Consider the following 15,557-nt stretch of genomic DNA (forward strand, 5'->3'; position numbering starts at 1 on the left):
GTATCGGTCATTGATTCGCGGCCTGACTGGGTCTATTTAGAGCGCTCCGTGGTGATTTGGCCGGCCGGCTTGCAGCCACGTTAAAGAAGTTGCTAAAGGGCCGCGTGCGGACCGATAGCGATATTTTCGTTTTTTCATCGAGTGACCGCCATGCCGATCAAGATCCCCGATACCCTGCCCGCCTTTGAAACCCTGGTTCAGGAAGGTGTGCGCGTGATGACCGAGACGGCCGCGATCCGTCAGGACATTCGCCCCCTGCAGATCGGGCTTCTGAACCTCATGCCGAACAAGATCAAGACCGAGATCCAGATGGCGCGCCTCATCGGCGCCTCGCCGCTGCAGGTCGAGCTGTCGCTTGTTCGCGTCGGGAACCACAAGGCGAAGAACACCTCGGAAGATCATCTCTTCTCCTTCTACCAGACCTGGGAGGAGATCAAACACCGGAAGTTCGACGGCTTCATCATCACAGGCGCGCCGATCGAAACGCTTCCATACGAAGACGTTACTTATTGGGATGAAATGCAGCAGATTTTCGACTGGACGCGCACCAACGTGCACTCCGCGATGAATGTCTGCTGGGGTGCGATGGCCGCGATCTACCATTTCCACGATATTCCGAAGCACGCGCTGACGGAAAAGGCATTCGGCGTCTACCGCCACAAGAACCTCAAGCCGTCGTCGGTCTACCTGAATGGTTTCTCCGACAATTTCGAGGTTCCGGTCTCGCGCTGGACGGAAGTGCGCCGCGCCGATATCGAAAAATCCGACACGCTGGAAATCCTGATGGAATCGAGCGAGATGGGCATCTGCCTCGTTCACGAGAAGAAGGGCAACCGGCTCTATATCTTCAATCACGTCGAATATGATTCGACATCGCTCGGCGACGAGTATTTTCGCGATGTGAATGCCGGCGTTCCGATCAAGATGCCGCACAACTATTTCCCGCACAACGACCCGTCGATCCCGCCGCAGAACCGCTGGCGCAGCCACGCGCATCTGCTTTTCGGCAACTGGATCAACGAAATCTACCAGACGACGCCGTACAATCTGGAAGATATTGGCGAGGACGGCTGAGACTTTTCGCTTTGCATGATACGCCGCCGGACCTGACCGGCGGCGTTTGTTTTTTATATCGCGGCGGTTGCGATTTCATTCAATTGAGAGCAGGTTCCCTCGCGAAATTGCGGACGCGAACCGGGGAGGAAACAGGATGGCGGATGGATTGAAGCGGGACGTTTTTGGAACGACGAAGACGGGCGAGACCGTCCATCGCGTCGAAATATCGGGCGGCGGGCTAACCGCCAAGGTGATCACCTGGGGCGCCGTCATCCAGGATCTCAGGCTCGAAGGCCATGATGCACCGCTCACCCTCGGCTTTGATGATTTCGACAGCTATCCCGCCCATTCCGCCTATTTCGGCGCGACGCCCGGCCGCAACGCCAACCGCGTCGGCGGCGGCAAGTTCACGATCGACGGCAATAACTATCAGCTCGACCTCAACGAAAACGGCGTCAGCCACCTGCATGGAGGCTTCGAGAACATCGCGCTGCGCAACTGGACGATCGTCGAGCATGACAGCGACCGCGTCGTTCTGAAGATCGTCGATGCCGATGGCCGCGGCGGCTATCCCGGCAATTGCACCATCCTCGTCACCTACCGCGTGCATGGCGATGGCGAACTCTCGGTGGTCTACGAGACGACGAGCGACCAGCCGACCATCGCCAATGTCTGCCAGCACGCCTATTTCAATCTCGACGGCCGCGACGACACGCTTGGCCACGACATCATGATCGCAGCCGACAGCTATCTTCCGACTGACGAGCGCCAGATCCCGACCGGCGAAATCCGCCCGGTGCAAGGCACGGTCTTCGACTTCCGCGAAATGGCCTCGCTGAAGCGCTTCGAGGGCGACACCCAGGCGCTCTACGACCACAATTTCTGCCTCTCGTCCGAACGTGTCGCCAAGCGCTCCGTGGTTCTGGCGCGCAGCCTCTATTCCGGCGTCTCGATGGAAGTGCGCACGACCGAGCCCGGCGTCCAGTTCTACGCCGCCTTCAAACTCGACGTGCCGGTGCCCGGCATCGGCGGCCGCAAATACGGCCCCTTTGCCGGCTTCTGCCTGGAAACCCAGATCTGGCCAGACGCCATCAACCACGAGGGCTTCCCCAACGCGGTTCTGCGCCCCGGCGAAGTCCTGCGCCAGGAAACGGACTACATTTTCTCCAAGAGCTGACGGCAGCAAGCCGACCGCTCCTGATGTCATCAAACCCTCGCAGACCTCTGCGAGGGTTTTTTTCATGCAAGTTAGCGCTTGCAATTGGTTCCAAAGAGGTTCTACTTTAATCTCATGGATAGAACCAGTCTGATAGCCGAGATCGAGGCACGCGGACTGCGCGACACAGCGCGCAGCGGGCCTCTCTATCGCCGTCTCGCGCAGACACTGACCGGCCTGATCAATGAGGGGCTACTGAAGCCTGGGGCCGCACTTCCGAGCGAGCGTGATCTGGCGGAAGCCCTGAAGATCGGTCGCGTCACCGTGCGCACCGCCTATCGCGATCTCCTGAATTCAGGCACGCTGGAATCGCGCCACGGCAGCGGCACCTTCGTCTCCGCCAAGGTCGAGCGCATGGAGCAGTCGCTCTGGCGGCTTTCGTCCTTCTCCGAAGACATGCGCTCGCGCGGTCGCGTGCCGGCGGCGCGGATCCTGTCGCGCACCATCAACAAGCCCTCGCCGGAGGAAGCCTTCCTGCTGGGCCTCGGCGTCGACGAGCGCGTGTTGCGCCTCGATCGCCTGCGCCTTGCCGACGGGCTGCCGCTGGCGATTGATCGCTCCGTGGTCCCCGTGAAGTTCCTCGATGACACCGCTGGCGGCGAAGGCTCGCTCTACGACGCGTTGACGGCAAGCGGCCATCGCCCGGTGCGCGCGCTGCAGAAACTCTCCGCCGTCACGCTCGATGCGACATCCGCTGCAGCGCTCGACGTTGCGGCCGGCGCACCCGCTCTTCTGATCGAACGCGTATCGCGCCTGGAGGACCAGCGCGTCGTTGAATACACCCGCTCCCACTATCGTGGGGATGCATATGATTTTGTTGCAGAATTGAGAATTGGAGACGAGCTATGAGTGAAACCCAATCGCTGATGTTGCAGGAAGCCGGCCAGTCCCCCGAGGTGGTCGCCACGCTGCTGCGCAAGGAAAAGCCTGTTTTCGACGAGATTGCCAAGCTCTTTTCCAAGAATGCGCCAAGCGTCGTCACCACCGCCGCGCGCGGCTCGTCCGACCACGCCGCCACCTTCTTCAAATATCTGTTCGAGATCACCTGCGGCATTCCGGTGGCCTCGGTCGGCCCGTCGATCGCGTCGGTCTATGGCACGCCGCTGCGCCTCAAGGGCGGCATCCACTTCACCGTATCGCAGTCGGGCGCGAGCCCCGATATCGTGGCGCTTCAGGAAGCGGCCAAGCGCGGCGGCGCGACGACCATCGCCGTCGTCAACGTCACCGACAGCCCGCTCGCCAAGCAGGCCGATCTCGTGCTCGACCTCAACGCCGGCGCCGAAAAGAGCGTCGCGGCGACCAAGTCCTTCATCGCCTCGGTGGCGGCCCTGTCAGGCGTCACGGCGGCAATCGGCGCCAGTGGCGACCTGCAGGCAGCACTTGAAAAGCTTCCCGAAGCGCTGAGCGCCACATCGGGCATCGATACGGCTGCCGCCGAAGACGTGCTCTTCAACGCCACCTCGCTCTACACCGGCGGCCGCGGCCCTGCCTTCGCCATCGCGCTCGAGGCGGCGCTGAAGGCCAAGGAGACCTCCGGCCTGCATGCCGAAGCCTTCTCGCTTGCCGAGCTCATGCACGGCCCGATGCGCCTGGTCCAGCCGGGCTTCCCGATCCTCGCCTTCACGCCCGATGACGCCGCCTACGCCAACAACGTCAAAGCGCTGGAGCGCCTGAGCAAGCTCGGCGCCACCACCGTGCCCTTCTCGACCAAGGAACTCCCCGGCATCAACCTGCGGGTACCCACGACAGGCAACGGCCTCCTGGACCCGCTGGTCTCGCTGCTGGTCTACTACCGGATGATCGAGGCGGTCACCCGCCGCAAGGGCTTCGATCCCGACAAGCCGGCGAACCTCTTGAAGGTGACGGAGACCGTCTGATGTCGCGCAAGATCTTTACCGGCGCCCGCATCTTCGACGGCGAGCGCTTTCACGACGACAAGGCGCTTGTCGTCGCCGACGGCCGCATCGAGACGATCGCCGGCCTGAACGACCTGCCGGATGGCGAAACGATCACGCTCGACGGCGGCATTCTCGCGCCCGGCTTCATCGACGCCCAGGTGAATGGCGGCGCCGGCCGGATGCTGAACGATGAACCGTCGCCGGCCTCCATGTACCGGATCGCCGAGGGACATCGCCCCTATGGCACGACGTCGCTGCTGCCGACGCTGATCACCGATACAGGCGAGGCGACAGCCGCCGCGATCGACGCCGCGAAAGAAGCGGTCAAGGCGAACCGCGGCGTGGCCGGCCTGCACCTCGAAGGGCCGCATCTTGCACCTGCCCGCAAGGGCGCGCATCTGGCCGAACTGATGCGGCCGGTGGACGACCGCGACGTCAAGGCGCTTTCAGCCGCCGCAGAGGCGATCGGCACGTTGCTGGTGACGATGGCGACCGAGCAGGTCACGGCACGACAGGTGCGCGAACTGAGCGAGGCCGGCGTCACCGTCAGCATTGGCCACTCCGATTGCACGAGCGAGGCCGCCGAGGCGCGCTTCGACGCCGGCGCCCGTGGGGTGACGCACCTCTTCAACGCCATGAGCCAGCTTGGCCATCGCACGCCCGGGCTTGTGGGCGCGGCAATCGATCATCCGGCCGTCTGGTGCGGCATCATCGCCGATGGCCACCACGTCGATCCCAAGGCGCTGCGCACGGCGCTTCGAGCCAAGCGCGGCGAGGGCAAGCTGTTCTTCGTTACCGACGCCATGTCGCTGGTGGGCTCCGCCGAGAACAGCTTCACGCTGAACGGCCGCACGGTGCGACGCGAGACGGGCGGCTTCTGCTCGAGGCTGGTGCTGTCAGACGGCACGCTTGCCGGCTCCGACGTCGATATGGCCTCGGCGATCCGCTATGGTCTGACCTATCTCGACCTATCGCTATCAGAAGCGCTGCGCATGGCAACGCTTTATCCTGCCCGCTTCCTGAAGCTTGATGACCGTGGCCGCCTCGCGCCCGGCCTGCGCGCCGATCTCGTGCACATGAGCGACGCCATCAAGATCAACCGGACCTGGATCAATGGTGAGTTTGCGTGACCGCGAAACGCCGATTGTCAACAACTTGTTGACAATTGGTCGCTAAAGCCCGATCTATTCGGCAACGGCCTGCAGGCTCATATTCCCCTCACGAAACGGCGGCCCATCAGACGTGCCGCCCCTGTGAGAGGACAAGACCATGGCCCAGATCATTCTGAATTCGGCAACCGCCATCCTGATCGCGGCGGCATTTCTGGCAACGGCAGCAATGGCGCTGCGCACTGAAAACCAGGTGCGCGTCCGCGTACCGGTGAAGGTCCGCGACCGGCACCATCCCAACGGTTGAATGACCGAATAATTCCTCGAATTCGCCCCAATATCGACACCGGTCGGGATCAGGAATGCCTCGACCGGCTTGGGAGGGAAAGACAATGACGAAGATCATCGGCGCTGCGGCAATCTTGACGATTGCGCTCGCCACTTATGCGGCCTCGCTCAACCCATACGACACGAGCAAGACCCCGCATAAGCCGTCGCACCAGACGACCGTCAGCGATACCGAACATACCGCCTCGATCCGCTAAGCATGCATCGCTAGAGCGCGATGCGCTTTAGACGAACAATTGCCCGCCATTGGCGCTGAGCGTCGAGCCGGTGATAAAGCCGGCATCATCCGAAACCAGGAACACAACGCAGCGCGCGATCTCGTCGGGCGTACCGAGACGCCCGACCGGGATCTGCGGAATGATGCGTTCGTTGAGCACCTTCTCCGGGATAGCCAGCACCATCTCGGTGCCGATATAGCCGGGGCAGATGGCGTTGACGGTGATGTTCTTCGCCGCCCCTTCCTGGGCAAGCGCCTTGGTGAATCCGAGATCGCCGGCCTTTGCCGCCGAATAGTTCGCCTGCCCCATCTGGCCCTTCTGACCATTGATCGACGAGATATTGACGATACGGCCGAAGCTGCGCTCGCGCATGCCGGCCCAGACCTGATGCGTCATGTTGAAGAGACCGGTGAGGTTGGTGTTGATCACCTCGTGCCATTGCTGCGGCGTCATCTTGTGGAACATCGCGTCGCGCGTGATGCCGGCGTTATTGACCAGCACCTCGATCGGACCGACCTCGGCCTCGATCCGCGCCAGACCTTCGGAACAAGCTTCGTAGCTAGACACGTCCCACTTGAGGACTGGAATGCCGGTCTCCGCGTGAAACGCCTGCGCAGCCTCGTCATTGCCGGCGTAATTGGCCGCGACCCGATAGCCTGCACTTTTCAAGGCCAGTGAAATGGCGGCGCCAATACCGCGCGTACCGCCGGTGACAACAGCGACTCTGCTCATGTTCCGCTCCCCATATGTAAGGCTCCGCTATGACCGGAGCTCAACCACCACACGATATAAAGCAGGCTATTAGAGTGCTTCGAAGCACATGGCGACGCCCATTCCGCCGCCGATGCACAATGTCGCAAGTCCCTTCTTGGCGCCGCGGCGCTTCATTTCGAACAGAAGCGTGTTGAGCACGCGCGCGCCGGACGCACCGATCGGATGGCCGATGGCGATTGCCCCACCATTGACGTTGACAATCTCTGGGTTCAAGCCGAGGTCCTTGTTGACCGCGCAAGCCTGCGCGGCGAAGGCCTCGTTGGCCTCGACGAGGTCGAGATCGTTGATCGACCAGCCGGCCTTCTCCAGCGCCTTGCGCGAAGCCGGGATCGGCCCCGTGCCCATGATCTGCGGATCGACGCCGGCGGTCGCCCAGGACACGATACGCGCCAGCGGCTGGATGCCGCGACGCGATGCTTCCTGTTCGGTCATCAGCACGGCAGCGGCCGCACCATCGTTGAGACCCGAAGCGTTGGCGGCCGTCACCGTGCCTTCCTTGTCGAACGCCGGGCGAAGCTTCGCCATTGCCTCCATGGTGGCGCCATGGCGGATATATTCGTCCGCATCGACGGTCACGTCGCCCTTGCGCCCCTGGATGACGAAGGGAATGATCTCGTCGCTAAAACGCCCGGCCTTTTGCGCGGCCTCGGCCTTGTTCTGCGAGGCGACGGCGAACATGTCCTGCTCCTCGCGCGTCAGCTGCCACTGGCGTGCGATGTTTTCGGCGGTCACGCCCATGTGGTAGCCGTAGAAGGCGTCCGTCAGGCCGTCCTTGATCATGGTGTCGACCATCTTCATGTCGCCCATCTTGGTGCCGGCGCGCAGGTGCGCTGCATGCGGCGCCATCGACATCGATTCCTGGCCGCCGGCAACGATGATCTTCGCATCGCCGAGCGCGATCTGCTGCATGCCGAGCGCGACGGCGCGCAGGCCGGAGCCGCAGAGCTGGTTAATACCCCACGCGGTCGCTTCCTTGGGAACGCCGGCCTTCATCGCCGCCTGGCGCGCCGGGTTCTGCCCCTCGCCCGCCGGCAGCACCTGCCCGAGGATGACCTCGTCCACTTCGGAGGCATCGACGCCCGCTCTATCGAGCGCGCCCTTGACGGCCGCGGCACCCAATTCATGGGCGGCGACGGTGGCGAAAGCGCCGTTGAAAGAGCCGACAGCCGTACGGCCGGCACTGGCGATGACGATAGACGGACTGGACATGAAGGTCTCCTCGTTTGCTCCACCACATATAGGTTGAAACTGACAAAGCTTCATCGCCAAGTCAAACGACAAGACAGCACATGCGAATTTTCGAAAGAACTTACGCTGCGTGAATTGTCCTGCACTAAAAGGGGCTTGCCGCATCGCACAAAGAGATTGTCACCGGCCCGATTTTGCGTCTACACTCCCAAGTGGAGGAATTTCAATGACAATAAGACGGGCTTTGGGAGATTCATATGGCGAAGAATGAGGGCCAGGTAGCAATCAAGAAATACGCCAATCGCCGACTGTATAACACCGGCACCAGCACATACGTGACGCTGGAAGACCTGGCGGAGATGGTGAAGAAGGGAGAGGACTTCACCGTACAAGACGCCAAGAGCGGCGACGACATCACGCATTCCGTGTTGACGCAGATCATCTTCGAGCAGGAATCGAAGACCGGCAACACGCTGCTACCCATTTCCTTCCTACGCCAGCTGATCACCTATTATGGCGACCAGATGCAGATGGTGGTTCCGAGCTTCCTGGAACACTCCATGCGCGCCTTTACCGAACAGCAGACGCAGATGCGCGAGCAGGTGACGCGCGCCTTCGGCGAGACGCCGCTGACCAAGAACCTGCAGCTGCCCATGCAGATGGTCGAGGACCAGGTGCGCCGCAACACCGAGATGTTCCAGCAAGCCATGCAGATGTTCTCGCCCTTCAAGGCGCCGGCAACGGCCGCCAAGGAAAGCCGCAAGGCCGAAGCCAAGGACATCGACGAACTCAAGGAACAGCTGCGCGCGCTTCAGAGCAAGCTCGACAGTCTCTGATACCAGACCCGATCGCTTCGCATCTCCTCTAGCCATGGCTCGGGGGGATGCCAGAACTCATAGCCCGATCGAGACATCCCGCCCGGCGCTGCGGATCGATACCGCGAAGCCGCCGACGACATCGATCAATGCGATCGTCAGAAGAATGAAGAACACCTGCGTCGCCGCATCGGGAACAAGCAGGAACTCCACCAGAAACGCGATGAAGACAAGCATGGACAGCATGTGGTTGGCCAGGCTGCCGCGCGCGTTGCGCGTCGCGCGCAAGATCTCGAAGAACAACACGACGAGCGCCACCACGATGAACAGGTCGCCGAGCGACATGCTCCAGATCGCCCCTGAGATCATCGACAGTACGATGAGGTCATTGTGAAGCGCGGGAAGTCCGCCGCTGCCCATGAACCCGACCATCGCAAGATTATAGAGAATGAAAGGCACGACCATCAGCGGAATTGCAGTGAACATGTGGCGGTATTCTCCCTCGGCGGAAGAATAGTGCCGTAAATCACCGCGTCACTTCAAGTGATCATGCGATATATTATTGCCAAAACGCAAAAGGCCGGCACACGGCCGGCCTTGCGAATTCTGCTGAAGCAGAACGCATAATGAAATTATGCGCTTTCCTTCGGCGTCAGAACCTGACGGCCGCGGTACATACCGGTCTTCAGATCGATATGGTGCGGGCGACGCAGTTCGCCGGAGTTCTTGTCTTCAACGTAGGTCGGGGCCTTCAGCGCGTCAGCAGAGCGGCGCATACCGCGCTTGGACGGGCTTGTTTTTCTCTTAGGTACAGCCATTTTTCTTACTCCACTTCACAGGCGAACACATCCAACGGCCAGACTGGCGGCCGAAACGACATATCGCGATTTCGGAAATTTTGCGCGCTTATACATGCCTTGGAGGGGCTTGACCAGTCCCCAGCTTTATTTTTTGAGATTCACTTGAATCTCCGTTCAGACCTCGTCTTCGTCGACGATCCAGGGCTCCGCGCGCGCCGCATCCTCCCAGGCCTTCCAGGCCGGAAGAGCCTTCATCGCCGCCATATAGCTCAACGTGTCGCCCGACGCCACCAGATCGTAGATCTCGAAGCGATTGACGACAGGCGCGAACATCGCATCGGCGCCGGAGAATTCACCAAACAGAAAGGGGCCGCCGGAATGGGCGCGCAGATCCCGCCAGATCGTCTCGATGCGCGCCACATCGGCCATGACGCCGTCGGCGAGCACGATGCGCCCCTTCGGGCGGCGCATGTTCATCGGACAGGCGTTGCGAAGCGCCCTGAAGCCCGAAAGCATCTCCATCGACACGGCGCGCGCCACGGCCCGCTTGTCGCGCGCCTTCGGCCACAGGTCGGCTTCGGGAAAAAGCTCGGCGACATATTCGATGATGGCGAGAGACTGCCAGACACGGACAGCGCCATGTTGCAGCACCGGCACCTGCCCGGTCGGCGAAAACGCTCGGAAATGCGGATTGCCGGCCGCCATGTCGAAGGGAACGAGCACCTCGTCGAATGGTATGCCAGCCGCGGCAAGCGCGATCCACGGACGAAACGACCACGAGGAATAGTTCTTGTTGCCGATATAGAGCGTCAGCCGGTCCAAAGATCTCTCCCTTGCAAGCAAGCGCGGCCGAGCCGCACATCATCCCTCATACGTGCGATCACGCATGCCAGATGACATCTGGGGTCACCAGCGACATCTTCTAATGTCAGTCATAAATGCATCTGATGTATTCGCCGGAATTTCGTGCCCGGCGCTCGATGACGCCGGCAAGACTGCGCAGGCCGCGGCCCGGCTTGCCGGCATTGCGATCGATCGGATTGGGCAGCGACACGGCAAGCAGCGCCGCCTGCCGGCTGGTGAGCTTCGACGCCGGCACCTTGAAATGATAGCGCGCAGCCGCCTCGATGCCGTAGATGCCCGGTCCCCATTCGGCGATGTTGAGATAGATCTCCATCAGCCGCCGCTTCGACCAGACGAAATCGGCCGTCACCGCCAGCGGCAACTCCATCGCCTTGCGCACGAAGGAGCGGCTGTTCCACAAGAACAGGTTCTTTGCCGTCTGCATCGGTATGGTGCTGCCGCCGCGCGTTGCTTCACCGCGCAGCGTGTCGGTGACCAGCATCCGCATCTCGCCCCAGTCGACGCCGCCATGGAAACAAAACTGCCCGTCTTCAGACATCATTACCGATTGCACCAGAACCGGCGAGATCTGGTCGATCGACACCCATTGCCGGTCGTAGCCGCGCAAGAGAACCAGATCGCGCAGCATCAAAGTCGAGACCGGATGAATGAAGGGCAGCACGTAAAGGAAGATCAGCACATAGGGCAGAACAAGCAGCGCGGCGATCGCCAGAACAATACGCATCATAAGCGAACGACCCTTCAGCCAAACGAGGGCGCGCCGATGGATCGGCATGGCCATGATGTCGTCTGTCTCCGGCGTGATGTCCAATTCCCCTGACCCAGTCTCGTTCCCCTCTTCTCCATACCGCCTGCAAACTGGCATGGCCAGACACAAAGGAAATCTTGGTCGCTCTGTCGACAATTCCGTTGCAAGCCCAAGCCCGACCGTGCCAAACAACGCCGCATGAACGCGCATCTGACGACATTCGAAAACCGGCTCGCAGCCAACGCCCGTGAGATCGAGGGCGTGCTCGACGCGCTGCTTTCTCAAGCGGTCTTGGACGACGAGATCGCCCGCCCGGAAAACCTGCGCTCGGCCATGCATTACGCGGTCTTGAACGGCGGCAAGCGGCTGCGCCCGTTTCTGGTTGTCGAGACGGCAACGATGCTCGGCGGCAATCGCGATGCCGCCTTGCGGATCGGCGCGGCACTTGAATGCGTTCACTGTTATTCGCTCGTCCACGACGACCTTCCCGCCATGGACGACGACGACCTGCGCCGCGGCAAGCCGACGGTGCACATCGCCTATGACGAGGCCACCGCCATTCTCGCCGGCGACAGCCTGCTCACCTATGCCTTCGACATCATCGCCTCGACTTCAGGTATCGACGAGGCGAGCAAGGTCGCGCTGATCCTGGCGCTGTCGCGGGCCTCCGGCCTCGGCGGCATGGCCGGCGGACAGGCGCTCGATCTGGCCGCCGAAAAGCGAGCGCCGGACGAACAGGGCATCATCATGCTGCAGGCGATGAAGACGGGGGCCCTCATCCGCTTCGCCTGCGAGGCGGGCGCCATCGTTGCCGGCAGCCCGGCTGAGGACCGCGCGACATTGCGCCGGTTCGGCGAACGCATCGGCCTCGCTTTCCAGCTGGCCGACGACATCCTCGACCTGACAGCCGACAGCGCCACCATGGGCAAGGCAACCGGCAAGGACGCCGGCCGCGGCAAGGGCACGCTGGTGGGCCTGCACGGCATGGCCTGGGCCGAGGCGGCGCTCTCAGCCCATGTGGAGGAAGCCGAAGCGCTGCTGGCTCCCTATGGCGAGCGCGCCACGGTTCTCGTCGAAGCCGCCCGCTTCATCGCCGAGCGCAAGAGCTGAGACGGACGAGCATCAGCAACTACTGAAAAAGCGTCACCGAGACAAGATTCCGGCGCTCCGTCAGGCTCCGCTCTCTTGCCGAGCGACGAGAACCGCGCTTAGAACTTGGCGAAAGGCCGCAACGATGCGCGGCCGTTTCCAAGAGAAGCGCCATGCACGAGACCCTCAGCTACCTTCCGCAGATCCTGCCGGCCTACATCGCCTATATCGTCGCCGTCATCAGCCCCGGCCCGGCCATCATGGCGATCGTCTCGACATCCATGGTGCATGGCCGCAAGGCCGGCATGACGATCTCGCTCGGCATCTTCGCCGGCTCCTTCACCTGGGCCTGCGCGGCGGCACTCGGGCTTGCCACCATCCTCAACACCTACGCGGTCGCGCTCGAGATCCTGAAGATATTCGGTGGCCTCTATCTGCTCTATCTCGCCTACAAGGCTTTCAAGGCCGTACGCGCCAACCCCGATATCCAGCAGGCCACGACGCCGAAGAACATGTCGACGCGCGCATTGCTCCTGCGCGGCTACGGCATTCACGTCACCAATCCGAAGGCGATCTTCGCATGGCTGGCGATCATCGCGCTCGGCATGCCGCAGGGCGCGCCGGCATCCGTTGCCGGCCTGATCGTCGGCATCTGCCTGACGACGGGCTTCATCGTCTTCATGGGCTATGCCGTGCTCTTCTCGACACCGCAGGCGCTGAAGATCTATTCAAGCCTGCGCCGCTGGATCGAGGGAGCCATGGCAGCCTTCTACTGCTTCGCAGGGTTGAAGCTGCTCACCAGCCGGATCTGATTTTTGGATAGGAAATGCGACGGTGCGAATTACTCCGCCGCCGTCCTGTTCTGGCCGAAGCGCTTTTCGATGTAATCGGCGACCAGCGCCTCGAAATCCGACGCGATATTCGGTCCGCGCAGCGTCATCGCCTTCTGCCCATCGATATAGACGGGCGCAGACGGGCTTTCGCCGGTGCCGGGCAGCGAAATGCCGATATCGGCATGCTTGCTCTCACCCGGGCCGTTGACGATACAACCCATGACCGCGACGTTGAGCGCCTCGACGCCAGGATACTTGTCGCGCCACACGGGCATGTTCTTGCGCAGGTCGTTCTGGATGTTCTGCGCCAACTCCTGGAAGACCGTCGACGTCGTACGGCCGCAGCCGGGACAAGCCGCGACGACGGGAATGAACTGGCGGAAGCCCATGACCTGCAGGATTTCCTGCGCCACCTGCACTTCGCGCGTACGATCGCCATTCGGCTCCGGCGTCAGCGACACGCGGATCGTATCGCCGATCCCGTGCTGCAGCACATAGCCCATGGCGGCCGACGAGGCGACGACGCCCTTTGTGCCCATACCGGCTTCGGTGAGGCCGAGATGCAGCGCATGGTCGGAACGTTCCGACAGCATGGAATAGACCGCGATCAGATCCTGCACCTGGCTGACCTTGGCCGACAGGATGATACGGTTGCGCGGCAGACCGATCTCTTCGGCGAGATTGGCCGAGATCAGCGCCGACTGCACGATCGCCTCGCGGGTAACCTGGCGCGCAGACAGCGGCGAACCGGCAGCCGAGTTCTGGTCCATCAGCGCGGTCAGCAGTTCCTGGTCGAGCGACCCCCAGTTGACACCGATACGCACCGGCTTGTCATAGCGGATCGCCATCTCGATGATGTCGCCGAACTGCTTGTCCTTCTTGTCCTTGAAGCCGACATTCCCGGGATTGATCCGGTACTTCGCCAGCGCTTCGGCGCAATCGGGATGATCGGCAAGCAGCTTGTGACCGATATAGTGGAAATCGCCCACCAGCGGCACGTCCATGCCGAGACGGAGCAGCCGGTCGCGGATGCGCGGCACGGCGGCGGCACTTTCATCGCGATCGACGGTGATGCGGACGAGCTCGGAGCCGGCCTTGTAGAGCGCGGCCACCTGGGCGACGGTCGCGTCGATATCGGCCGTATCCGTATTGGTCATCGACTGGACGACGACGGGCGCGCCGCCTCCGACGATGACGCCGCCGACATCGACGGCAACCGATGCGCGGCGCGGTTTCGGATCAAAATCCGTAGCTGAAGACATGGATAGAGCTCTTGAACCCTTAAATTTCGTGCCTTTCAGGTGGATCATGACCGCCCGCTTGTCAACCCGCGGCATCCATCACTTTGTTTGACGTCTCTCAGTGACCGCCACCGGAGATGCCGTCGGCGTAGCGCGCCAGACTGGAAAGCGCCAGCACGACGAGGAGCAGCACCGGTAGCGCCATGAACACGACGGAAAAACCGACGTGCTCCGCCACGAAGCCGATCGCCGACGGCGCCACCAGCATGCCGGAATAGCCCATGGTGGTAACGACCGAGATACCGATACCCGCCTTCAGATGCGGAATATTGCCCGCGGCCGAAAACGCGATCGGCACCATGTTGGAGATGCCGATACCGCAGAAGGCAAAGCCGAGGATGGCGATCTCCGCATTCGGCGCGAAGCCTGCGAGAAGCATTCCCGCGATGGCGAACAACGTGCAGATCCTGAGCGTCATGACGCCGCCCAGGCGATCACGAACGAGATCGCCTGCAAACCGCATCGCCGCCATCGTCAGCGAGAAGGCCGCGAAGCCGAAGCCCGAGAGCGCAACCGAAGCGCCGAGTTCCTCGCGGAGATAAAGCGCGCCCCAATCGAGCACCGCACCTTCAGGCATCATCGAAAACAGCGCGACGAGACCGAGCAGCCAGGGCAGCGGCACCATCGGCAGGCGTGTCTTCTCTTTCTTCGTATCGGGATGCGGCTGGTCGGCAAGGATCATGTTCCAGGCGACGGCAAGCGTGATGGCCGCGAGAGCCGTGGCGACGACGGCATGCGCGAACACGCCGAAATGCGCGATCAGAAGCCCGCCCAGACCGGCGCCGATCAGGCCGCCGAGGCTCCAGAAGGCATGGCAGGACGACATGATCGCCCGCCGCATCGATTGCTCGACGGCAACCGCATTGGCATTCATGGCGACATCCATGGCCCCCATGAAGCCGCCAAACAGAAAGATCGCGATCGCCGCCGTCACGATATTGGGCGCCAGCGTCAGCGCCAGCAGGCCGGGCAGCAGGCAGACCGCCATGGCAAGCGATACGACCCGCGATCCATGCCGCGCGATCTGAGCGCCAGCGATCGGCATCAACGTCAGCGAGCCGATCCCAAGCACCAGGATCATCAGCCCGAGCTGGAACTTGCTGAGCTCCAGCCGTTCGGCGAATTCGGGGATCTTCGGCGCCCAGGAACCGACGGTAAAGCCGTTGATCAGGAACAACAGCGACACCGCCGTCCTGTTCTTGGTGACGTAGCCGCTTCTGACCGGAAGCGCTGTGTTGACGTGATTATCCATGTCTCTTCCCATTATGCACTGGCGCCGGCACTCCTCGTCCGGCGCGTC

18 protein-coding genes and 1 riboswitch are annotated in these 15,557 nt (G+C 62.2%); of the genes, 10 read left to right on the plus strand and 8 right to left on the minus strand.

Annotated elements, in window-relative coordinates:
• Positions 1–38: 38 nt before the first annotated feature.
• Positions 39–116, plus strand: a riboswitch (SAM riboswitch).
• Between the two features lie 34 nt (positions 117–150).
• From metA to QTL96_RS30435, 7 genes are all read left to right on the plus strand, one after another.
• Positions 151–1,074 (plus strand): homoserine O-succinyltransferase, encoded by a 924-nt coding sequence (gene metA / locus QTL96_RS30405; RefSeq protein WP_289730345.1) that lies wholly within the window; start codon positions 151–153, stop codon positions 1,072–1,074.
• Between the two features lie 136 nt (positions 1,075–1,210).
• Entirely contained in the window at positions 1,211–2,233 is a 1,023-nt protein-coding gene (locus QTL96_RS30410) for an aldose epimerase family protein (protein WP_289730346.1), read from the plus strand.
• A gap of 114 nt (positions 2,234–2,347) precedes the next feature.
• A complete protein-coding gene (locus QTL96_RS30415; RefSeq protein ID WP_112942684.1) occupies positions 2,348–3,121 on the plus strand; it encodes a GntR family transcriptional regulator in 774 nt (257 codons plus the stop codon).
• Complete coding sequence (locus QTL96_RS30420; RefSeq protein WP_047508964.1) at positions 3,118–4,149, plus strand: SIS domain-containing protein; 1,032 nt, start codon at positions 3,118–3,120, stop codon at positions 4,147–4,149. Before QTL96_RS30415 ends, QTL96_RS30420 begins: the two co-directional genes overlap by 4 nt.
• The gene (nagA, locus tag QTL96_RS30425; protein ID WP_289730347.1) at positions 4,149–5,300 is read left to right on the plus strand and encodes an N-acetylglucosamine-6-phosphate deacetylase; all 1,152 of its coding nucleotides are present in this window, start codon (positions 4,149–4,151) and stop codon (positions 5,298–5,300) included. Before QTL96_RS30420 ends, nagA begins: the two co-directional genes overlap by 1 nt.
• Before the next feature lie 139 nt (positions 5,301–5,439).
• Complete coding sequence (locus QTL96_RS30430) at positions 5,440–5,586, plus strand: hypothetical protein (protein WP_018901848.1); 147 nt, start codon at positions 5,440–5,442, stop codon at positions 5,584–5,586.
• Between the two features lie 85 nt (positions 5,587–5,671).
• The gene (locus QTL96_RS30435; protein WP_018901847.1) at positions 5,672–5,824 is read left to right on the plus strand and encodes a hypothetical protein; all 153 of its coding nucleotides are present in this window, start codon (positions 5,672–5,674) and stop codon (positions 5,822–5,824) included.
• Positions 5,825–5,851: 27 nt separating this feature from the next.
• On the opposite strand, the gene QTL96_RS30440 is transcribed toward QTL96_RS30435, so the two are convergent.
• Positions 5,852–6,577 (minus strand): beta-ketoacyl-ACP reductase, encoded by a 726-nt coding sequence (locus tag QTL96_RS30440; RefSeq protein WP_289730348.1) that lies wholly within the window; start codon positions 6,575–6,577, stop codon positions 5,852–5,854.
• Between the two features lie 69 nt (positions 6,578–6,646).
• A complete protein-coding gene (locus QTL96_RS30445; RefSeq protein WP_289730349.1) occupies positions 6,647–7,828 on the minus strand; it encodes an acetyl-CoA C-acetyltransferase in 1,182 nt (393 codons plus the stop codon).
• A 236-nt stretch (positions 7,829–8,064) separates the two neighbouring features.
• On the opposite strand from QTL96_RS30445, the gene phaR reads away from it, so the two are divergent.
• Positions 8,065–8,643, plus strand: coding sequence for a polyhydroxyalkanoate synthesis repressor PhaR (phaR, locus tag QTL96_RS30450; protein ID WP_018901844.1), 579 nt, complete (start codon positions 8,065–8,067; stop codon positions 8,641–8,643).
• A gap of 57 nt (positions 8,644–8,700) precedes the next feature.
• On the opposite strand, the gene QTL96_RS30455 is transcribed toward phaR, so the two are convergent.
• From QTL96_RS30455 to mtgA, 4 genes are all read right to left on the minus strand, one after another.
• On the minus strand, positions 8,701–9,108 hold the full coding sequence (locus QTL96_RS30455) for a hypothetical protein (RefSeq protein ID WP_047508975.1): 408 nt from the start codon (positions 9,106–9,108) through the stop codon (positions 8,701–8,703).
• A gap of 146 nt (positions 9,109–9,254) precedes the next feature.
• Complete coding sequence (gene rpmF, locus QTL96_RS30460; RefSeq protein ID WP_003543812.1) at positions 9,255–9,440, minus strand: 50S ribosomal protein L32; 186 nt, start codon at positions 9,438–9,440, stop codon at positions 9,255–9,257.
• Between the two features lie 156 nt (positions 9,441–9,596).
• Complete coding sequence (locus QTL96_RS30465; RefSeq protein WP_289730350.1) at positions 9,597–10,244, minus strand: glutathione S-transferase family protein; 648 nt, start codon at positions 10,242–10,244, stop codon at positions 9,597–9,599.
• Positions 10,245–10,350: 106 nt separating this feature from the next.
• A complete protein-coding gene (mtgA, locus tag QTL96_RS30470) occupies positions 10,351–11,097 on the minus strand; it encodes a monofunctional biosynthetic peptidoglycan transglycosylase (protein ID WP_289730351.1) in 747 nt (248 codons plus the stop codon).
• A gap of 135 nt (positions 11,098–11,232) precedes the next feature.
• Here mtgA and QTL96_RS30475 point away from each other — a divergent pair, with 135 nt between their 5' ends.
• Positions 11,233–12,144, plus strand: a complete 912-nt coding sequence (locus tag QTL96_RS30475; RefSeq protein WP_289730352.1) for a polyprenyl synthetase family protein — start codon at positions 11,233–11,235, stop codon at positions 12,142–12,144.
• 152 nt (positions 12,145–12,296) lie between these two features.
• Entirely contained in the window at positions 12,297–12,935 is a 639-nt protein-coding gene (locus tag QTL96_RS30480; protein WP_018901839.1) for a LysE family translocator, read from the plus strand.
• Between the two features lie 29 nt (positions 12,936–12,964).
• Here the strand turns inward: QTL96_RS30480 and ispG are convergent, their stop codons facing one another.
• Together ispG and QTL96_RS30490 are read right to left on the minus strand one after the other, a co-directional pair.
• Positions 12,965–14,218 carry a flavodoxin-dependent (E)-4-hydroxy-3-methylbut-2-enyl-diphosphate synthase gene (ispG, locus tag QTL96_RS30485; protein WP_289730353.1) on the minus strand — a complete coding sequence of 418 codons (1,254 nt, stop codon included), beginning with the start codon at positions 14,216–14,218 and terminating at the stop codon, positions 12,965–12,967.
• A gap of 97 nt (positions 14,219–14,315) precedes the next feature.
• Positions 14,316–15,509 carry an MFS transporter gene (locus QTL96_RS30490; protein WP_289730354.1) on the minus strand — a complete coding sequence of 398 codons (1,194 nt, stop codon included), beginning with the start codon at positions 15,507–15,509 and terminating at the stop codon, positions 14,316–14,318.
• Positions 15,510–15,557: the final 48 nt, after the last annotated feature.

The organism is Rhizobium sp. S163 (assembly GCF_030380805.1).
GTDB lineage: Bacteria > Pseudomonadota > Alphaproteobacteria > Rhizobiales > Rhizobiaceae > Rhizobium.